Source organism: Mycobacterium sp. RTGN4 (genome assembly GCF_033804635.1).
Lineage (GTDB): Bacteria > Actinomycetota > Actinomycetes > Mycobacteriales > Mycobacteriaceae > Mycobacterium.
The window spans coordinates 1-19,398 of record NZ_JAPZLB010000009.1; the positions used below are offsets into that span (position 1 = coordinate 1).

At 65.8% G+C, this 19,398-nt stretch carries 22 protein-coding genes; 14 read left to right on the top strand and 8 right to left on the bottom strand.

Translation table 11 applies throughout. The annotated features are described in order from the left end of the window. Positions 1-211 precede the first annotated feature (211 nt). On the top strand, positions 212-1,051 hold the full coding sequence (locus tag SLQ30_RS19780; protein WP_319448286.1) for a DUF2637 domain-containing protein: 840 nt from the start codon (positions 212-214) through the stop codon (positions 1,049-1,051). Between the two features lie 65 nt (positions 1,052-1,116). Beyond that, positions 1,117-1,269, top strand: a complete 153-nt coding sequence (locus tag SLQ30_RS19785; RefSeq protein ID WP_319448285.1) for a hypothetical protein — start codon at positions 1,117-1,119, stop codon at positions 1,267-1,269. A gap of 108 nt (positions 1,270-1,377) precedes the next feature. Here the strand turns inward: SLQ30_RS19785 and SLQ30_RS19790 are convergent, their stop codons facing one another. The 5 genes from SLQ30_RS19790 to SLQ30_RS19810 all read right to left on the bottom strand — a co-directional run bounded on the left by SLQ30_RS19790 (position 1,378) and on the right by SLQ30_RS19810 (position 4,155). Next, the gene (locus SLQ30_RS19790; RefSeq protein ID WP_319448284.1) at positions 1,378-1,746 is read right to left on the bottom strand and encodes a hypothetical protein; all 369 of its coding nucleotides are present in this window, start codon (positions 1,744-1,746) and stop codon (positions 1,378-1,380) included. A gap of 147 nt (positions 1,747-1,893) precedes the next feature. After that, the gene (locus tag SLQ30_RS19795; RefSeq protein ID WP_319448283.1) at positions 1,894-2,211 is read right to left on the bottom strand and encodes a hypothetical protein; all 318 of its coding nucleotides are present in this window, start codon (positions 2,209-2,211) and stop codon (positions 1,894-1,896) included. Positions 2,212-2,274: 63 nt separating this feature from the next. Further along, the gene (locus tag SLQ30_RS19800; protein ID WP_319448282.1) at positions 2,275-3,213 is read right to left on the bottom strand and encodes an alpha/beta hydrolase; all 939 of its coding nucleotides are present in this window, start codon (positions 3,211-3,213) and stop codon (positions 2,275-2,277) included. Continuing rightward, positions 3,210-3,671 carry an ester cyclase gene (locus tag SLQ30_RS19805; RefSeq protein ID WP_319448281.1) on the bottom strand — a complete coding sequence of 154 codons (462 nt, stop codon included), beginning with the start codon at positions 3,669-3,671 and terminating at the stop codon, positions 3,210-3,212. The genes SLQ30_RS19800 and SLQ30_RS19805 overlap by 4 nt, the downstream gene beginning before the upstream one ends. Before the next feature lie 10 nt (positions 3,672-3,681). Next, the gene (locus SLQ30_RS19810) at positions 3,682-4,155 is read right to left on the bottom strand and encodes a carboxymuconolactone decarboxylase family protein (RefSeq protein WP_319448280.1); all 474 of its coding nucleotides are present in this window, start codon (positions 4,153-4,155) and stop codon (positions 3,682-3,684) included. A 135-nt stretch (positions 4,156-4,290) separates the two neighbouring features. Here SLQ30_RS19810 and sigJ point away from each other — a divergent pair, with 135 nt between their 5' ends. Continuing rightward, complete coding sequence (gene sigJ / locus SLQ30_RS19815) at positions 4,291-5,199, top strand: RNA polymerase sigma factor SigJ (protein ID WP_319448279.1); 909 nt, start codon at positions 4,291-4,293, stop codon at positions 5,197-5,199. A 6-nt stretch (positions 5,200-5,205) separates the two neighbouring features. Here the strand turns inward: sigJ and SLQ30_RS19820 are convergent, their stop codons facing one another. Continuing rightward, positions 5,206-5,466 (bottom strand): hypothetical protein, encoded by a 261-nt coding sequence (locus SLQ30_RS19820; RefSeq protein ID WP_319448278.1) that lies wholly within the window; start codon positions 5,464-5,466, stop codon positions 5,206-5,208. Between the two features lie 319 nt (positions 5,467-5,785). On the opposite strand from SLQ30_RS19820, the gene SLQ30_RS19825 reads away from it, so the two are divergent. Continuing rightward, positions 5,786-6,259, top strand: coding sequence for a hypothetical protein (locus SLQ30_RS19825; protein ID WP_319448277.1), 474 nt, complete (start codon positions 5,786-5,788; stop codon positions 6,257-6,259). A gap of 121 nt (positions 6,260-6,380) precedes the next feature. On the opposite strand, the gene SLQ30_RS19830 is transcribed toward SLQ30_RS19825, so the two are convergent. After that, positions 6,381-7,220 (bottom strand): L,D-transpeptidase, encoded by an 840-nt coding sequence (locus SLQ30_RS19830; RefSeq protein ID WP_319448276.1) that lies wholly within the window; start codon positions 7,218-7,220, stop codon positions 6,381-6,383. Between the two features lie 303 nt (positions 7,221-7,523). Between SLQ30_RS19830 and SLQ30_RS19835 the strand changes: the two genes are divergently transcribed. Beyond that, on the top strand, positions 7,524-8,774 hold the full coding sequence (locus SLQ30_RS19835) for a cytochrome P450 (protein WP_319448275.1): 1,251 nt from the start codon (positions 7,524-7,526) through the stop codon (positions 8,772-8,774). A 19-nt stretch (positions 8,775-8,793) separates the two neighbouring features. On the opposite strand, the gene SLQ30_RS19840 is transcribed toward SLQ30_RS19835, so the two are convergent. Beyond that, positions 8,794-9,579 carry a DeoR/GlpR family DNA-binding transcription regulator gene (locus tag SLQ30_RS19840; RefSeq protein ID WP_319448274.1) on the bottom strand — a complete coding sequence of 262 codons (786 nt, stop codon included), beginning with the start codon at positions 9,577-9,579 and terminating at the stop codon, positions 8,794-8,796. 90 nt (positions 9,580-9,669) lie between these two features. On the opposite strand from SLQ30_RS19840, the gene SLQ30_RS19845 reads away from it, so the two are divergent. Genes SLQ30_RS19845 through SLQ30_RS19885 form a run of 9 tightly spaced genes read left to right on the top strand, consistent with a single transcriptional unit; the run spans position 9,670 to position 19,394 of the window. Then, on the top strand, positions 9,670-10,569 hold the full coding sequence (locus SLQ30_RS19845) for a class II fructose-bisphosphate aldolase (protein WP_319448273.1): 900 nt from the start codon (positions 9,670-9,672) through the stop codon (positions 10,567-10,569). Beyond that, positions 10,566-11,903, top strand: a complete 1,338-nt coding sequence (locus SLQ30_RS19850; protein ID WP_319448272.1) for a D-tagatose-bisphosphate aldolase, class II, non-catalytic subunit — start codon at positions 10,566-10,568, stop codon at positions 11,901-11,903. Before SLQ30_RS19845 ends, SLQ30_RS19850 begins: the two co-directional genes overlap by 4 nt. After that, the gene (locus SLQ30_RS19855) at positions 11,896-13,032 is read left to right on the top strand and encodes an SIS domain-containing protein (RefSeq protein ID WP_319448271.1); all 1,137 of its coding nucleotides are present in this window, start codon (positions 11,896-11,898) and stop codon (positions 13,030-13,032) included. The genes SLQ30_RS19850 and SLQ30_RS19855 overlap by 8 nt, the downstream gene beginning before the upstream one ends. Next, positions 13,029-14,000, top strand: a complete 972-nt coding sequence (locus tag SLQ30_RS19860) for a BadF/BadG/BcrA/BcrD ATPase family protein (RefSeq protein WP_319448270.1) — start codon at positions 13,029-13,031, stop codon at positions 13,998-14,000. Before SLQ30_RS19855 ends, SLQ30_RS19860 begins: the two co-directional genes overlap by 4 nt. A gap of 21 nt (positions 14,001-14,021) precedes the next feature. Next, positions 14,022-14,969: a DMT family transporter gene (locus SLQ30_RS19865; RefSeq protein ID WP_319448269.1), complete on the top strand. Its 948-nt coding sequence runs from the start codon at positions 14,022-14,024 to the stop codon at positions 14,967-14,969. Then, positions 14,966-16,288: an alpha-glucosidase/alpha-galactosidase gene (locus tag SLQ30_RS19870; protein WP_319448268.1), complete on the top strand. Its 1,323-nt coding sequence runs from the start codon at positions 14,966-14,968 to the stop codon at positions 16,286-16,288. The genes SLQ30_RS19865 and SLQ30_RS19870 overlap by 4 nt, the downstream gene beginning before the upstream one ends. A 12-nt stretch (positions 16,289-16,300) precedes the next feature. Then, a complete protein-coding gene (locus tag SLQ30_RS19875) occupies positions 16,301-17,581 on the top strand; it encodes an ABC transporter substrate-binding protein (protein WP_319448267.1) in 1,281 nt (426 codons plus the stop codon). Between the two features lie 2 nt (positions 17,582-17,583). Continuing rightward, complete coding sequence (locus tag SLQ30_RS19880; protein ID WP_319448266.1) at positions 17,584-18,477, top strand: sugar ABC transporter permease; 894 nt, start codon at positions 17,584-17,586, stop codon at positions 18,475-18,477. Beyond that, the gene (locus SLQ30_RS19885; RefSeq protein ID WP_319448265.1) at positions 18,474-19,394 is read left to right on the top strand and encodes a carbohydrate ABC transporter permease; all 921 of its coding nucleotides are present in this window, start codon (positions 18,474-18,476) and stop codon (positions 19,392-19,394) included. Before SLQ30_RS19880 ends, SLQ30_RS19885 begins: the two co-directional genes overlap by 4 nt. Positions 19,395-19,398: the final 4 nt, after the last annotated feature.

Below are 19,398 nucleotides of genomic sequence, written 5' to 3' on the forward strand. Positions count from 1 at the left end.
CCCCCCTGCTGGGCCGCCCCCCCCCCCCCCCCGCGCCCCCGCCCCACCAACCCCCCCCACCCCCCCGCCCGCCCCCTCCCCCCCCCCGCCCCGGGCCCGCCCCCCCCCGGCCCCCCCCCCCCCCCCCTCGACTGCGTTCGGCGACGCTCGTTGTCGGTGACTCCGGGCAAGATCGGGTCTTGCCGCATTGCGGTGGGAACGAGGAGAGCCGATGACCAGACCCGACCACGCGTTGATCGCGCATGAAAGTGCCACCGCCAGTGCGCAAGCCGGTAGCCGGTCATTGGCGTTCACCCGGGCCGCCGCGGTGCTCATCACCGTAGGCATCGGCGCGGCAAGCTTCGTGTTGTCGTTCGCGGCGCTGCGCGACCTGGCCGCCCGCGCGGGTATATCGGAGCGGCTGGCTTGGCTCTGGCCGCTCATCGTGGACGGCACCATCCTGCAGGCCACCATGGCGGTGGTCGCGTTGGCCGGTCGTCGGGATCAGGACCGCAGCCGCCGATACTTCTGGATAGTCTTGGCATCCTCAGCGGCAGTCAGTGTGGGGGCCAACGCATTACACGCCGTCATCCCTGGATCGGCGCCGTTAAGTCCCTGGCTGGCCGCGGGGATCGCGGTGGTGGCGCCGGTCAGCCTGCTGGCCTCCACACACGGGCTGAGCCTGTTGATTCGAGTGTCGGGCCCCGTTGACTCGGTCGAGCGCCAGAGCGAGGTGGCGACCGGTGAAGCGCCCCAGCAGGATCAACCCACGGCGCCACCGGCGGTGATCGAGGTCAACGAGCAATCGGAGCAACGCAACGCCCCGGTGGCCGTGGACGCCCTGCAGCCGTGGGAGTCGATGGCGGAGGTGATCGCATCCCGTGAAGGTGCGCAAGAGTTCGAGGTCACCGACGTGGCGAGCGTGCTGCACCTGAGCTACGAGCGCGAACTGAGTCACCAGGCCATCGGCAGGCAACTCGGCATCGATCATCGCGTGGTCTATGAGATCGTCTCGGCCAGTTCGGAGTTGTTGCGTTCGGGCGACGTCAGCGTGGAGCGCGTTGCGGTATAGGTCTGCTTGTTGCCCCGAGGCATCGCCGCGATGGGGTCACCCGGGCGTAATGTCCTCGTATGGGCATGCGGGATCCACTTGTTCTGATCGGCATCGCGCTGGTCGTTCTGCTGGCGGTCACGGCCGCGGTACTCACGCTGGCGCGACTGAAGCGGCGACGCCTCGAACGCGACGAGAGTCCGGTCAACAGAGCGTCGCACTCAGACCTGGCGGAGTAGACGATACGGCGAGGGTGGCACTGACGATCCGCCCGGCGGGGGATATCACTGAGACACAAGTGAACTCGGCCTGCCACCTCGATGAGAAGTGGCAGGCCGAGTACTTCGTCAGATTGGGCAGTTCACGAACGGGATGCACGGTTGTGGCGGAGGCGGTGGCCCCCAGTACGGCGGCGGAGGCGGCGGTCCCCAGTACGGCGGGGGTGGTGGCGGACCCCAGCGACCCGGCCCGTTGTCACCCCAGTAGTCGCGATCGTGGTTGTCGAAGTCGACGTCGCGGTGGTGGTCGTCGTGGCAGGACCCGCCCTCCCAGTTGTTTCCCCACCCGGGATCCCAATGGTCACCGGGGCACCAGTGATAGGTCGGGAAGGGAGCCATGGGTTGAGCCTGGGCGATGCCGCCGCCCAGCCCCCACCCAGCGAGCCCCAAGCCGCCGGACAGCACTACGGTCGTCGCGATTCTCGTGGATAGTTTCACGCCCCGTGTATCGCGAAATGCGTTGCCTACGTTACCTTCTAGTTTGCTGACGTCAATTTACGAATCGGCTGTGAACGATGACCAGGCAATGAGCCGACACGGCCCCGCCACAGCTCGGGGTGTGGCGGGGCCGGACTTCGTCAGAGCCTAGGGCGGGCAGTTGACGAACGGAATGCACGGTGGCGGAGGAGGCGGCGGCGGACCCCAGCGACCAGGCCCGTTGTCACCCCAGTAGTCGTGGTCGTGGTTGTTGTAGTCGATATCGCGGTGGTGGTCGTCGTGACAGTTTCCGCCGTCCCAGTTGTTGCCCCAACCGGGGTCCCAACGGTCACCGGGACACCAGTGGTAGGTCGGCATTGGGGCCATGGGCTGGGCTTGGGCGACGCCACCGGCGACGCCGAGTCCGAATAGCGCCAAGCCGCCGGACAGGGCGAGCGTCGTCGTTAATCTCGTTGATTTTTTCACGGGCAAAGTATCGCCAAAACCTTTGCTATATAACCGCATAGTCGACTGCCAATGCTCGACCGATCAGCTGTGAACTGAAAGGCTGCTGTGGTTCGAGCCAACTCCGCGGCGCAGCGCCGCGGCAAGTTCGGCGAGCTGCCGTTGCGATACGTCCGCGGACGAGATCACCTGAGACCCGTGGAACGTGCCGGGAAACTGGTGAAGCTCGACCTGCACGCCGGCCTGCAGGAGGCGCTGCGCGTAGTCGATGTCGTCGTCGCGGTTCGGATCGAATTCCGCGGTGGCGATGTAGGCCGGTGGCAGCCCGGACAGATCGGTGGCGCGGGCTGGTGCCGCGTACTGCGACGCGGGCACTGAGCCGAGGTAGTGCCGCCACGCTGCGGCGACCTTGTCCCGGTGTATCCACGGTGTGTCCGTGAAGTTCCGTTGCGACCAGGTCTGCTGCCGATCGTCGAGCCCAGGCTCGTTGAGCAGCTGAAAGCAGATCCGTGGCCCGTCCTGGTCACGCGCCCGCAGCGCCAGCGCCGCGGCCAGTCCCGCGCCTGCGCTGTGGCCGCCGACCGCGACGCGTTCCGGGTCGACGCCCAACTCGGCCGCGTTCGCGACTGCCCAGTTCACGACGGCGTAGGCGTCATCCAGCGCAGCTGGGAACCGGTGCTCGGGAGACAGCCGGTAGTTCACCGAGATCACCACTGCGCCAGAGCGTTCCGCGATCAATGCGCACCACGGATGCTCGGTGTCGAGGTTGCCCACCACGTAACCGCCCCCGTGCAACCACACCACGGCGCCTTGAGCGTCGCGCGGGCGGTAGACCCGCACCGCGACGTCCGGGTCGCCGGGCACCGTGCGGTCCTCGATCTCCATGTCCCCGGTGTCCAATGGCGGTCTGGCCGCGGCGCGTTCCATGGCGTCCTTGCGATCGGCGACCGGATCGCTCAGGTCTTCGTTGGGCAGCAGGGGTAGGAAGGCCTCGAGTTGGGGATCCAATTCGATTCTGGTCATGCAAAGTTCTCCTGTTCTGGTTGGGACACTACGAATCCGAGTTGCTTCAGCTGCGCGAAGACGTCGACGACGCCCCAGGTCTGGGCGATTCGACCGTCCGCGAATCGAAGGACGAAGATCTCGTCGTAGGCGATGGATCTGCCAGTGGGTGCTAGCCCCATATACGCACCGCCGCTGTGGGTTCCAGTGACCCGGTGTCTTGAGACGACTTTGTCGCCGTCCGCGATGACGTCCTCGACCTCGATGTGGAGGTCGGGGAACGCCCGATGTAGCGTCGCGAACACCTCTTTGATGGCTTGTGCGCCCGTTGCGTGAATGGACAGTGGGGTCGCGACGAGGGCGTCAGGGGCGAACGCCTCGTCGACCATCGTCGACAGAAGCTCTTCGTCATGTGCGTTTGCGGCGTCGAGGACACGGTGGAACGTCGCCGTGTTGCCTTCCAAGCGAGCTGTTGACATGGGTGGTGTCCTAACCGAATTGGCCTGGCTGATAGTCACCGGCAGGCTGTCGGACGATGACGTTTCCGCGATTGAAGGCGTTGATGATGGCGATGGTGAAGACGAGTGCGGCAAGCTGATCCTCGTCAAAGTGCTTGGCGGCGTTGTCCCAAGCGTCGTCGGTGACGCCGCCGGCCGCGTCGGCGATGCGGGTGCCCTGTTCGCAGAGTTCCAAGGCAGCGCGCTCGGCGTCGGTGAACACCGTGGCCTCACGCCACGTCGCGACCAGGTTGAGCCGCGTCGTGGTTTCGCCCGCCTTGGCAGCGTCCTTGGTGTGCATGTCGAGGCAGAACCCGCAGCCGTTCAGCTGGCTGGCGCGTATCCGCACCAACTCTTGCGTCTCGGTAGGCAGTGTCGAGTCGTGCAGCACCTTCGATGCCGCCACGAGGTGTGGCGTGACCTTGCGCACAACGGGATTGGTGAAGAAGTTCAAACGAGCATCCATGGTGTACCTCCAAGTGTTGTAGTTGTTGGGGTACTCCTACGACGACGCAGGCCGCCGGAACGTCAGGCCTGACATCTAGGTGCCTTATTTCGTCGGAGTGGTGAGCGCAGATGCGAAAGGGAGGCGGCCGACGCCATGACCACTGAAGGTCCTGGCCTGAGCGCGGTCATGGGCGAACGGCGTCAGCTGATCAACGTCGCCTACCGACTGCTCGGGTCATTGGCAGATGCCGAGGACGTCGTCCAGGAGACCTATACCCGCTGGTACGCGATGTCCCCCCAACAGCAGGAGGCCATCGAATCGCCCGGTGCCTGGCTGACGACGGTCGCCAGCCGCATCTGCTTGGACCTGCTGGGTTCGGCCCGGGTCCGGCGGGAACGCTACGTGGGCGAATGGCTACCGGAGCCGTTGCCCGAGCCAGGGGAGTTGGTCAGCGGTCGGTCGGCCAGCATCACGGTCGACCCTGCCGATCGGGTCACGCTCGACGAGTCCGTCAACATGGCCTTCCTCGTCATGCTCGAGTCGATGACCGCAGCCGAACGCGTGGCGTTCATCCTGCATGACGTCTTCCGCTACTCCTTTGCCGAGGTGGCCGAGATCGTCGGTCGTACGCCAGCGGCCTGCCGCCAGTTGGCCTCCTCGGCCCGCCGCCGAATCGGCTCGTCGCGGGCCACCGCAACGTCGACCGCTCAGCAGGCCGGAATCGTCAGCGACTTCCGAAAAGCTTGGGAGGCCAAGGACATCGACGCAATCGTCGGTCTGCTCGATCCCGACGCCACATCCCTCGCCGACGGCGGTGGACGCGTCAGCGCCAGGCTCACTCCGGTCGAGGGTGCCGAGCAGATCGCACGCTACTACGTCGACATCGTCGGCAGGGCACCCATCGACCTGAAGATCCTGGAGTGCACGGTCAATGGTCGACCAGGGCTGGTCATGCGGCAGGACGGCGTCGCCGTGACGGTGTTCGCCTTCGACCTGGAAGGTGGTCGGATCAAGCATATTTGGGCGATGCGCAACCCGGAGAAGTTGCGCCTGTGGAGCTGAGCGCGCTCAGAAGGGCAGGTCAAGGTAGCCGTTCGAGGTGTTGGCCTCGTCGTGGTTGGAGTTGACGTAACCCAGCCGGTAAGGGGCCTCCGGGTCGGTGCCGTATGGCACCAGCGGATCGGTCCCGGCGCCAGGCACCGCAGGTGCGGTCGCTGTCGGATGGGGGGTCGGCAACGTAGCTGCGCCAGCGACGGGTGCCAGTGCGACCGCGCCACCGATTGCGAATGCGGCTAGCCATGGGGTGAGGTACTTGATCGAGGTCTTCATGATCGTGCTCCAATTCTTGAGTGGCGGAAAGGCTGTGTCTTCAGCATCGCGCTTGACGAGGCCGGCGTCGTCACTGCTGACACTCCTTCCACCCCCCCTGCTACCTGGAGTTTCGGAGGCTTCGGCACGCGAGCATCGGAGTCGAAACCTGCCAAACGTCACCATTTGGAAACGGTCCGGTGCGGCGCGTCGCGCGTTCGGCGACCGCCGTTAACAATTGACGCAGTCGTAGAACACAAAGTTGGTGTGGCACCAGATTCTGCTGCACCACTTTGAACCGGGGAAGTGTCCAAGCGGGAATGAAGGAGAGTCGACGCCGATGACGATCTTTGATCGATTCAGCATCAGATTGGTCGCCGCTGGCGCCGGGTTATGTGGGGCCGCTTTGGTTTTCAGCCCCGATGTCACGGCCGCGCCGCTGACTACGGGTGGTGGTTACGCATGCATCGAGGGTGCGGCGGGTCAAGTCGGTGGTGGAGCCCCGGCAGCGGCTGGTTGCATTCCGGCCGCCGCTCCAGTCGCGGATATGGCTGGCGTACCGATGGCCTTGCCTGGTCCGGTTCCATTGGCTCCGCCCGTGCCGGTTGTTCCACTGGTCCCGCCGGTGCCGCTGATTCCGGCTGTTCCCGTAGTGCCAGCTGGTGCTCCGCTGGCTGCGCCGATTGCTGGAGGCGCCGGAGTGATTGACATGGCCAACGGCTTCGCGGGCAAGGGCGACCCGATCCTCCCTGCGGCGCCGGGGGCACCCGTTTCTGGTCAGCCGATTCCTCCTGGTCCTGCCGCCGGGCATTAGGCGCCGGAACTCACCTCAGGTCATGTGCTGACCCGCCCGTTCTCACGGGCGGGTCATCGCGTTGTGGCTATGAGCGTTGTGGCGCAAAGGATTAGTACGAACCGCTACATGCGGAGCGTGGTCATCTCGACACTTGCCGAGGAACCTCGATGCTGTTCTCCTGCACGATCACCGGGTCGCCGACGTCGACCGTGTTGTAGTACCACTCGGCGTCCTCGGGGCTGAGGCTGACGCAGCCGTGGCTGACGTTGTCGTACCCGAGTGCATTGACGGCCCAGGGTGCCGAATGCACGAAGAGGCCACGGCTGGTGATGCGGACGGCCCAATCGACTGTCAGCAGGTAGCCGTCCGGCGCGTCGACGGGAATGCCGACGCTGCTCGAGTCCATGGTCACCGATCGCTCTTTGCCCAAGACGGTGTAGGTGCCGACCGGTGTCGGATACTCCGGTCTGCCCATCGAGGCCGGGAACACGCCCGGTTCGCCCCAGTGGGGTCGGTGGTGCGGCGCGGGTAGCGCGGACGGCGGTCCCGCGTCGACGCCGTCGATGCTCACGGTGAAGGTGTGCTCCGAGATGTTGGCGACGCCGACAACTGCAGCGCCCGTTGAGAAGTCGGCAGACATGCTGCCCACCGAAACCGTCACCTTGCTGTGCGCCGGCCAAAATTCGTCGGGAACCCACTGCACGACGTCGTCGTCGAGCCATTCGAACTTGCCGGTCATCGCTGGCGTCGACTTGATGTCGATGGCGCGCTCGGCCGCGCGGCGGTCGGTGACTGGCGTGCGGAATTTCACCACCACCGGGTGAGCGATCCCTACCGTCTCGCCGCGTGCCGGTAGCACCGATGCGACGGCATACCTATACGACTGGTTGGCCGCCGCCAGGCTCAAACCGGCCGGACCCGAAACCACTGTTGCAGAGACCGCGGTCACTGCAAGAACGCACCGAACAACCGCCCGCATGAGTCAGATCCTTTGAAATGACGAAGTTGTCAATTGAATGATCGTAGGGCGCTGCGGTCTGTGGAAGTGTGGGCGCGCCTTGGAGATTCGATCACGGCTACGTCACGCTTCGGCTACGGCCGGCTCACTGCCCGCGTTGAGCTTCGAAACCGACGGCGGCCTTACTCCCCGCCCCTATCCCCGCGAGCAGACGTAGAAGGCCCTGAAGTGGGTGGCGTTTTCTAGGGCCGATCGCTCCGAAACCGGCACGGTTGATTCGATTCGGTGTGATCCTATTAGGAATACCGGAACGGAGGAGCGTCCATGCCCGCACCCAACCTTCCCCCAGGGTTCGACTTCACCGACCCCGACGTCTACGCCGAGCGGCTGCCCGCCGAGGAACTCTCCGAACTACGCCGGGCGGCGCCGGTCTGGTGGAACGAGCAGCGGCACGGTGCCGAGGCCTTCGGCGACGGCGGCTACTGGTTGGTGACCAGGCACGCGGACGTGCGAGAGGTGTCGTTGCGGGACGACCTGTTTTCCAGCGCCGCCAACTGCATCGTGCCGCGCTATCCGGACGAGGAGTCCGGACGCGGTCAGATCGAGGCGGGCCGATTCTCGATGATCAACATGGATGCACCGCAGCACAGCCGATTGCGCAAGATCATCTCCCGCGGATTCACCCCGCGTGCCATCGACCGGCTACGAGACGGGCTCACTCAGGCCGCCCGCGACATCGCCGAGCGTGCCGCCGCGGCGGGCAGTGGTGACTTCGTTCAACAGGTCGCCGCCGAGTTGCCGCTACAAGCCATCGCGAATCTCCTTGGCGTGCCGTTCGAAGACCGCATGAAGTTGTTCCATTGGACCAACGAGATGGTCGGCGACGAGGATCCCGAGTTCGCGGAGTCGGAAGCGTTGGCCTCGGCAGGCGAAGTGATGCTCTACGGCATGCAACTGGCGGCGCGCAAGGCCGACGAACCCGGCGACGACATCGTCTCCAAGCTGATCGAGGCGGACGTCGACGGACACAAGCTCACCGACGACGAGTTCGGCCTGTTCATGGTGACGTTGACCGTGGCGGGCAATGAGACCACCAGGAATTCGATCACCCAGGGCATGATGGCGTTTCTGGACTTCCCCGACCAGTGGGAGCTGTTCAAGAAGACGCGCCCCGAGACCGCGGCCGACGAAGTCATCCGGTGGGCCACCCCGATCACGTCCTTTCAGCGGACGGCCCTGACCGACGTCGAAGTCGGTGGGGTACAGATCGAGAAGGGGCAACGTGTGGTGCTCGCGTATCGCTCGGCCAACTTCGACGACGAAGTCTTCGATGATCCGTTCCGCTTCGACATCTTGCGAAGTCCGAACCCGCACGTCAGCTTCGGAGGAACCGGGGCGCACTACTGCGTGGGTGCCAACCTCGCGAGACTGACCGTCAATCTAATGTTCGGCGCGCTGGCCGACGCGGTGCCGGACCTGAGCGCGCTGGCGCCGCCCGAGCGGTTGCGATCCGGCTGGCTCAACGGGATCAAGCACTGGCAGGTCGACTACGGACCGGTTCCGTCGGCGGAGTGAGCGCCCCGACGGCGCCGTGTCATACCTCGGCCACCTCGACCACGTGGACGTGGACCCCCGTCGCCGAGATCTGTTTCAGCTGTTCGGCATTGGCGGTCGAGTCCGTCACCAGGTGGTGTATCTGACTGGGCGGCACCATCTTTGCCAACGTGATCTTGCCGATCTTGGAACCATCGACGGCGACGACCACCAGTTGAGCATTGGCTGCCATGGCTATCGCGGTGCGTGCCTCGGCCTCGTCGTAGGTCGTCGCACCGACCTCCGCTGACATCCCGTCGGCGCCAAGAATGGCAGTGCCGACGTTGATCACCTGGAATGCGTGCTCGGACATCGGGCCAACTGCCTCAAGCGAATTCGCCCGCACCAGCCCTCCGGTCACGATCACCTTCATGTGTGCGTCGACGGCGCAGTCGGCGGCGATGGTCAGTGAGTTCGTCACGATCGTCATGTGCGGCCTGCCCTTCAGCGCCCTGGCCACCTCGCCGGTGGTCACGCCGCCGGTAAGCGCGACGGCCTGGGGGCCTGCGGGTACCAATGCGGCGGCGTGCTGGGCGATTCGACGTTTGATGGCGATCATCCGGTGGTCGCGCAATCGCACGGGGATTTCGCTGTCGCTCGGGTCCAGCGCCATGGCGCCACCATGGGTCCGCAACAACAATCCTTGGTCCTCGAGTTCGCTGAGATCGCGACGTAGCGTCGCAGCGGACACGCTTAGTTCGGCACGGAGTACCTGCGACGTGACCTCGCCGCGCCCACGCAGGAGTGAGAGCACCTCACGCATCCGGTCGGTGCGCTTGATCGACATTGGGGATCACTCCTCTCGACGACGAGGCGGCACGCTCAGTTTTACTGACCGTTTCGCGGCTCTGCATTGCGCGCTTTGAGCGAGCTTCTCATGATCGACGAATGTTCCATACGACCCGACCACGGCAGCGGTGACGTCGTGACCCTGGCCACCACCGCCGATCTCGTCGCGTCGGCGAGCGCCCGTGAGGCCGCCGTGCTTGCGTTCAACGTGATCAGCATCGAGCACGCCGAAGGCATCGCCGCGGGGGCGGAACACGCGGCCACGGCCGTGTTGATGCAGGTCAGCGAGAACACGGTGAAGTTCCACGGCGGTCAGGTCGCCCCGCTCGTCGCGGCTTGCGCCCGCATCGCGGCGCGTTCCTCGGCGGACATCGCCGTGCACCTCGACCACCTTCAGGACGTCGACCTCATCGCCGAGGTGATCGACACCGCATCCGACCTGGGCATCAGCTCGCTCATGGTCGACGCAGCCCGCCTGGCCTATCTCGACAACGTCGAACTGACCAGGTCCTTCGCCAGGCGTGCCCACGACGCGGGGCTATGGGTCGAGGCCGAACTGGGCGGGGTCGGTGGCAAGGGCGATGCGCACGCGCCCGGCGTCCGCACCGATCCGGGAGAAGCGGTGGACTTCGTCAAGCAAACCGAGGTCGACGGCCTCGCCGTCGCGGTCGGCAGCACGCATGCCATGACCACTCGCGACGCCAGCCTCGACGTCGGCCTGATCGCCGAACTCGCCGCGCGGCTCGTCGTACCGCTCGTCCTGCACGGGTCATCGGGGGTGCCCGACGACGAGCTTCGCCGCGCCGTCCGCGCAGGCATCCGCAAGGTCAACGTCGGGACCGCACTCAACATCGCGTACACCGCCGCGGTGCGTGACGTCCTGGCCGCGGCTCCGAACGGCGTCGACCCGCGCCCGCACCTCGCGGCCGGACGCGACGCCGTCGCCGCCACGGTGGCGGAACTCTGCCGGGTGGGTGACGGTCGATGAGCCGCACCGCGCCGACCTACCCGAAGACGGGCCTGCTTGCCGGCACGATCGAACGTCACAAGGCCGGCGAGCGCGTCGGCGTCTACTCGGTGTGCTCGGCGCACCCCACGGTGGTCCAAGCCGCCCTCGAGCAGGCCGCCGATGACGGCGGGTACGTGCTGATCGAGGCCACGTCGAACCAGGTCGATCAGTTCGGCGGCTACACCGGGCTGCGTCCAGCGGACTTCCGTGAGCTCGTCTACGACGTCGCGGACCGGGTCGGGCTCCCACGCAATCGGGTCGTGCTTGGTGGCGACCACCTGGGTCCCAACCGTTGGCAACGCGAATCTGCAAGTGCTGCAATGGAAAATGCCGACGTGCTCATCGAGGCGTACGTCAGCGCGGGATATACCAAGATCCACCTCGACTGCAGCATGTCGTGCGCGGACGACCCCGACGTACTCTCCGACGAGGTGGTGGCCAGCCGCGCGGCCCGACTGCTGCGGGTCGCCGAAGACGCTTCCCGCCGCGTCGGTGCCCACGAACCGGTCTACGTCATCGGCACCGAGGTCCCAGTCCCCGGCGGAGCCCACGAAACGCTGGGCCGGCTCACCCCGACACCGGCCGACCGCGCGCGCCGAACGATCGCTGTGCATCGCGCGGCCTTCGCCGACGCGGGCCTTGACCACGTGTGGCCACGCGTCGTCGCGCTAGTGGTGCAACCCGGCGTCGAATTCGACCACCTCAACGTCATCGACTACGAGCACGCCGCCACCGCCGACCTGCGCCACGTGCTCGACGACGAGGAGCACCTGGTCTTCGAGGCGCACTCCACCGACTACCAGCGGCCCGCCCAGCTTCGGCAGCTGGTGGAGGACCACTGGGCGATCCTCAAGGTGGGGCCAGCGCTGACGTTCGCGATGCGCGAGGCGTTGTTCGCGTTGGCGCTCATCGAGCGGGAACTCTTGCCGCGACCGTCGCGGTCGAACCTGATCGAAGTGATCGAGCGCCGGATGCTGGCCGAACCCGACCAGTGGCAGGGCTATTACGAGGGCGATTCACTTGTCCAGCGCACGTCGCGCCGATACAGCTACAGCGACCGGCTCCGGTACTACTGGGCTGACCCCGAGGTGGACGCCGCCCGCCGGCAACTGCTCGCGAACCTGGACCGCACGGGCATCCCACTCCCGCTCATCAGCCAGTTCTTACCCGTCCAGTACGACCGGATACGGGCAGGCGAATTGCGCTCCATCGCACAGGATCTGGTCATCGACCGGATCCGCGACGCGATGCGCCCCTACGCCCGCGCGTGCCGCACACCCGACGACCACCCTCATGGAGTAACGCATGTCTGAGAACCACGTCCCGGCCCAAGAGGACGGCGGCGCAACCATTCTCGAGATCGGGCAGCAGCCGGACGCCTGGCGTGAGGTCGGGAACCGCGACAACGACGACGCGACCGCATTCCTCCGCCCAGTTTCCGAGCGGCCCGACCTCCGAATCGTCCTGACGGGGGCAGGCAGCTCGGCCTTCGCGGGTGACATCGCCGCGCCCGCGCTGCGCCGTCACCTCGGCCGCAGGGTGGATGCCATCGCGACGACGGACATCGTGGCAAGCCCACTCGATCACCTGGAGCCTGGAACGCCCACGCTGATGGTGTCGTTCGGCCGGTCGGGCAACAGTCCGGAGAGCCTCGCCACCACCGCGCTCGCGGACGCACTGGTCGACGAAGTCTGGCATCTCGTCCTCACGTGCGACCGGAACGGGAAGCTCGGCCGCGCCCACGGCGGACGTCCGGACTCGCTCGTCGTCTACATGCCCGAGCGCACCAATGACTCCGGGTTCGCCATGACGTCCAGCCTCACCTCGATGTTGTTGTCGTGCTTGATGATGCTGGGACCGCTTGCGCCCAGTGACGCCGAGGCGCTCACCGGCGCGGCCGAGCACGTGATCGGGCTGCAAGCAGACATTCGGGCGCTCGCGCAGAGCAAGAAGCAGCGGTTCGTCTACCTGGGCAGCGGACCGTTGGAGGGCCTGGCCCGCGAATCTGCGCTCAAGCTATTGGAACTGACGGCAGGCGAAGTCGTCACGTATTTCGACTCGCCACTGGGCTTCCGGCACGGTCCCAAGTCCGTGCTCGACGGCGACACGCTTGTCGTGGTGTACGTCTCCACCGATCCATACACCCGGCGCTACGACCTCGACATCGTCGCCGAGATCCGAGCCCAACTCGGACAAGATGCGGTCACGGTGCTCAGCGCCGAACCGATCCCCGACGAACTCGGGCCTGCGATCGTGCTCCCGGGCCTGGCGGGACTGGGGGACTCCGCAGTGGCGCTGCCGTACCTGGTGTTCGCGCAATACGTGGCACTGTTCACCTCACTCGAATACGCCAAGACTCCGGACAACCCGTTCCCGTCCGGCGAGGTCAGCCGTGTGGTCAAAGGCGTGACGATCTACCCAATGGGAGGAGCTCAGCGATGACCTTTTATCTCGGGGTCGACGGCGGTGGCTCGAAGACGGCGTTCGCCCTGATCGACGCGACCGGCCATGTGATCGCCCGCGCCACCGCGCCGACGTCCTATTACTTCAACGACGGATTCGACGTCGTCGAACGTGTACTCGCGCAAGGGATCGCCGATATCTGCCGACAGGCGGCCGTCGCGACCTCCGACATCGACGCGGCCTTCTTCGGCATTCCCGGATACGGCGAGGCGAGCGACGACATCGAGCGACTCGACGCCGTGCCTTCCCACGTGCTGGGCCACGACCGCTACACATGCGACAACGACATGGTCTGCGGATGGGCCGGTTCGCTCGCGTGCGAGGACGGCATCAACGTCATCAGCGGAACGGGATCGATGACCTACGGCGAGCGCCAGGGCGTCGGGCGTCGCGTTGGCGGCTGGGGCGAGCTGTTTGGTGACGAAGGTTCGGCGTACTGGGTTGCCGCACAGGGCCTGAACGCGTTCAGTCGGATGAGCGACGGCCGGCTCGCGCCCAGCCCACTGCACGGGCTCATCAAGGATCGGCTGGAGCTCGCGGGTGATCTCGACGTCGTCAGCCTCGTCATTGACAAGTGGTCCGGCAATCGCAGTTCCATTGCCGGCGTGGCGACTACGGTCTGCCAAGCCGCCCGCGAAGGTGACGAGGTTTCGCAACGAATCCTGGTGGCGGCGGTCGACGAACTCGTCACGCTCATCGACACCACCCGAACGCTGATCGGGTTCACCGACCAGGAGACGGTGCCGGTGTCGTACTCGGGCGGCATGTTCTCCGACGACGGATTCCGGGCACTGTTCCTGGCCGCACTCCAAGAGCAGGCCGCCAAGTACGACCTCCGCAAGCCACTGCTAGACCCGGCGGTCGGCGCTGCGATCTACGCCGCGAAACACAGTAACCGTGCGTTGAGTCCGAGCGCTCTTCACGAACTGGCCACCACTTCAACATGATTCGGACAAGGTGAATACACCATGACTGACACGTCGAGCACCACCCGCACCCGCAGCTGGATCTTCTACGCTGCCCTTCTGATCCTGTTCTGGGGCGTGTGGGGCGCGTTCTCCGCGCTACCCGTGACCTGGTACGGCTACCCCGACGAGATGATCTACTGCATCTGGGCGCTGACCATGATCATTCCCGCGGTCTTCGTGCTGCGCGGCCAGCGCTTCGACCGCCGCCCGCAGGCCACGATCTACGGCCTGCTCATTGGGCTCACCGGTGCAGGCGGCCAGCTGCTGCTCTTCCAGGCGCTGACCATGGGTCCCGCGTACCTGATCTTCCCGATCGTCTCGATCTCGCCTGCGATCACGGTGCTGATGGCCATGGTGCTACTGCGCGAACGCATCAGACCCCTTGCGGCCGTAGGCCTCGTCGCGGCGCTGGCCGCCATCGTGCTGTTCAGCATCACCAGCGCCGACTCCGACGGTTCGTCGGGACCGTGGCTGGTGCTGGCGATCCTGATCTGCATCGCCTGGGGCGTGCAGGCCTACTTCATGCGCAAGGCCGCGACCATCGGCGTCAACGACGCGACCACCTTCGGCTGGATGGCGATCAGCGCGCTGGCCCTGATCCCCGTCGCGGTGATCTCGATGGGCGGCATCCCGACCGGGTTTGGTTGGCAGGCCCCGGTATTGACCGCAGGCACGCAGTTGCTCAACGCCGTCGGCGCACTGTTCCTGGTGATGGCGCTGAGCCGCGGCAAGGCGTCCATCGTTGCGCCGACCACCAACGCGCTTGCCCCGGCGTTGACCATCGTCGTGTCACTCATCGCCTATCAGACGCTGCCGAGTCCGTACGGCGCCATCGGCATCGTGCTCGCCCTGGTGGGTTCGACGTTGATGGTCTACAGCGATGAAAAGCGCGGCGAGGCGCCGACGCCGGCAGTCCTGGAGCCGTCACACACGGGGGAGCGCGCATGAAGCCCACAATTGTGCTCGTCGGCGCGGGCAGCGTCGAGTTCACCCGCGAGCTGCTCGGCGACATTCTGTCGTTCCCGGAACTGGGCTCCGTGCGAATCGTGTTGCACGACATCGACGTCGAGCGCCTCGAAACGGCAGAGGCCATCGCAAGAGCCACGGCCCGGGCGGCGGGCGCCGCACCGGAGTTAGTGGCGACCACCGACCGGCGGCGGGCCCTCGACGGCGCCGACTACGTCATCAACGTCATCCAGGTCGGCATGCACGACGCGACGGTGCGCGACTTCGAGCTCCCCGCGAAGTACGGCCTCAACCAGACCATCGGCGACACCGTTGGCATCGGCGGAATCTTCCGTGGGCTCAGGACCTTTCCGGTGCTCGCTGGCATTGCCCGCGACATGGAGCAGGTGTGCCCCGACGCCTGGTTGCTCAATTACACCAACCCGATGGCCATGAACGTCACGTTCCTTCACCACGTGGCACCGAAGCTGAAGGTGCTCGGGCTGTGTCATTCCGTGTACTGGACGATGGTCGGGCTGTGCGAGCTCGTCGACGTCCCGTTCGACGAGGTGTCCTACTGGTCGGCGGGCGTCAACCATCAGGCCTGGGTGCTGCGGTGGGAACGCGGCGGCCAAGACCTGTATCCGCTGCTGGACCAACGGATCGCGGCGGACCCCGAACTGCGCCGTCGCGTCCGCGTCGACATGTACCGGCGACTGGGCTACTACCCGACCGAGACCAGCGAGCACTCCAGCGAGTACGTCCCGTGGTACCTGCGGCATCCAAGTGAGGTCGAGCGGCTGCGCATCAACGTGGGTGAGTACGTCACCATCAGCGAGGCCAATCTGGCCGAATATGGCCGTGTGCGTGCCGAACTCGCCGCTGCGGAGACACTCGCGATCGATACGGACTCCACGGAGTACGCGCCTCAGGTGATCCACTCCCTGGAGACCGGGACACCACGGGTGATCTCCGCCAACGTCGTCAACGACGGCTTGATCACGAATCTGCCCGACGGCGTCGCCGTCGAGGTGCCTACGCTGCTGGACTCGCTCGGTGCGCATCCCATGAAGGTGGGCGAACTGCCACCACAGTGCGCAGCGCTGAACCGGAACTTCCTCAACCCCGTGGAGTTGACGGTCCGCGCGGCCGTCGACGGGGATCCGCGCCTGGTGCGCGCGGCGGCCATGGTCGACCCGAACACCGCGGCCACCCTGACCGTCGATCAGATCTGGGAGTTGTGCGACGACCTGACCGCTGCGCACGGCGACCTGCTACCCGAATCGTTGCGTTCGTCCCTCGCCCCAGATGTCGCCAACTAAGGAGTGTCCCAGATGATTCGACGCCGGCTCTGTATCGCCATGGTTGCCGTCCTAGCCCTCGTGCTCAGCGCGTGTGGTGGTGGCGGCTCATCGTCCTCGGGCCCGACCGAGATTGCGGTGTGGCACGGGTATCAGGACACCGAAGGCGAGGTGTTCAAGAAACTCGTCGCCCAGTACAACCAGGAACATCCCGACGTCAAGGTCAGCGAGTTGTACTCCAGCAACGACCTGGTGCTGCAGAAGGTGCTGACCGCCGTTCGAGGCGGAAGCGCCCCAGACGTGGCCTACATGTTCGGGTCGTGGTCGCCGAACATCGCCAAGATTCCACAGTTGGTGAACATGTCCGAAGCCGTGTCGGCGCCGGAATGGAAGTGGGACGACTTCTATCCCGCCGAACGGGAGGCCGCGACCGTCGGCGACAAGATCGTGGGCGTCCCGGCTCTGGTGGACAACCTCGCGATCGTCTACAACAAGAAGCTCTTCGCCGACGCAGGGGTAGCGCCGCCTTCGCCGGACTGGACGTGGGACGACTTCCGTGCGGCGGCCGCCAAACTCACCGATCCGGCCAAGGGGCAGTACGGCTGGCTGATCCCCGCCGACGGCAGCGAGGACACCGTATGGCACTACCTCCCGATGCTCTGGGAGGCAGGCGGTGACATCCTGTCACCCGACAACAAGCACGCAATCTTCAACTCCGACGCGGGAATTCGGGCGCTGACCGTGCTGCAGCAGATGGCCGTCACCGACAAGTCGCTCTACCTGGACACCACCAACGAGACCGGGCCCAAGCTGATGAACAGCGGCAAGGTCGGGATGCTGGTGACCGGTCCGTGGGACCTGAGTCAGTTCAGCGACATCGAGTACGGCGTGCAGGTGATGCCGACCTTCGCCGGATCCAGCGGCGGCCACCAGACGATTGCCGGTCCGGACAACTGGGTGGTGTTCAACAACGGCGACGCGAAGAAGAAGGCCGCGCTCGCCTTCGTTCAGTGGTTGACGGCACCCGAACAGGTGAAGGCGTTCTCGCTGGGTACGGGCGATCTGCCCATCCGCGCTTCGGTGGGACAGGATCAGGCTGTGTTGGACAAGCTCAACGAAAACGTTCCCGGCACTTCGGCATTCGTGGAGAATCTGAACAACGTGAAGAAGGTCAGGCCGCAGGTCGAGCAGTACCCGGCGATCTCGGAGGCGTTGGGACAGGCCATCGTGGCAGTCATGCTCGACAAGGATCAACCGAAGTCGGCGTTGGACGCGGCCGCACAGGCCGCCGACGCTGCGCTGGCCGGCAAATAGGGATGACTGCGGTTGCGGTCCTGCGCCGCGCGGGCCGCTCCGACGGCGTCTCGGGGTGGGCGCTGGTGAGTCCGGCGGCGATCCTGATCGGGATCTTCGGGCTGCTGCCGGTACTCATGTCGTTGCAACTGTCGTTCCAGAAGTCGGACCTGCTCACGCCGGAAACGCCGTGGGTGGGCTTCGACAACTACAAGAAGTTGGCCGGGGACCCGGTGTTCGTCGAGGCGATCAAGCACACCATCGTCTACACCGTGCTGTTCGTGCCGGGCACCATGCTGGTCGGCCTGTTCGTCGCCGCCGCGCTGAACAGGTCGGTCCGGTTCATCTCGGTCTACCGGACGGCCGCGTACATCACCATGGCGGTCTCGACCATCTCGCAGGGCATCATCTTCCTGTGGCTGACCGACCGCGACTACGGTCTGGTAAACGCCGCGCTCAACGCGGTCGGCGCACCGTCGCAGCCATTCCTCGCGTCCCCGTCGCAGGCCCTGTACGTGATCGTGGCGATGACGATCTGGGGCTGGACGGGATTCTCGGTGATCGTGTATCTGGCTGCGCTGCAGGGGGTTCCCGCGGAACTGCATGAGGCCGCGATGATCGACGGGGCCAGCGCATTCACCCGGTTCCGCACCATCACGGTGCCGCTGCTCGGACCCGCGAACTTGTTCCTCTTGGTGTGGCTGACGATCAACGCGCTGCAGTTGTTCGACGAGGTCTTCGTCACGACGCGCGGCGGGCCGTTGCGCGCGACGACCGTCATCGTCTACTACCTGTGGGACCGCGCCTTCGTGCAGTTCGACGCCGGCTACGCGGCCGCGATGGCCTACGCGCTGTTCGTCGTCATCCTGCTGATCACCGCCGTGCAGTTCCGACTCGCGCGGGGGCGCACCTCGTGAGCGACATCGACACGGCGACGTCCGCGCCACCCGCCCGCCCCGCGCCCGCCGAGGACGCGTCACCTCGGCCGCGGCGCGGACTGCGCCTGCCGTTCAGCCCGTGGCACCTGGTGCTCATCCCGCTGACATTCGTGCTCATCGTGCCGCTGCTGTGGATGCTGGTCACGTCGCTGGAGACCGAGGGCGAGGCCAACCGCTTCCCTCCGGTGCTGCTGCCCGAGCGGCCCCGATTCGAGAACTACTCCGAGGCGTGGCAGTCCGCGCCGTTCGCCCACTTCTTCCTCAACAGCGCGCTGGTCACGCTGGTGGTGTTGGTCAGCAACCTGATCGTCTGCAGCCTGGCCGGCTACGCGTTCGCCCGCATCCGATTCCTTGGCCGCGGAACACTTTTCGTCACGTTGATGGCGACGCTGATGGTGCCGTTCCAGGTCACGATGATTCCGGTGTTCCTGATCGTCAAGTGGTTCGGCGACAACGTGTGGGAGGGCCTCGGCATCGACCACATCGGCGCGCTCATGTTGCCCAACCTGGCGACGGCGTTCGGCATCTTCTTCCTGCGGCAGTTCTTCCTGACGGTCCCGGTGGAGATCGAGGAGGCCGCCCGGGTGGACGGAACGTCGCGGCTCGGTGTGCTGTTCAGGATCGTACTTCCGCTGTCGCTGCCCGCGATATCGACGCTAGCCGCACTGACGGTGCTGACGTCCTGGAACGACTTTCTGTGGCCGCTGATCGTGATAACCACGCAGGATCAAATGACAGTTCCCCTGGGGCTCAGCTACTTTCAGGGTGCGCACCGGGTGAAGTGGCCGCTGCTGATGGCCGCCAACGTGATGAGTCTGTTGCCGATGCTGCTGGTGTTCGTTGGTGCACAGCGGTACTTCGTCCAGTCCGTCGCCAGTGCCGGGATCAAGGGATGAGGAA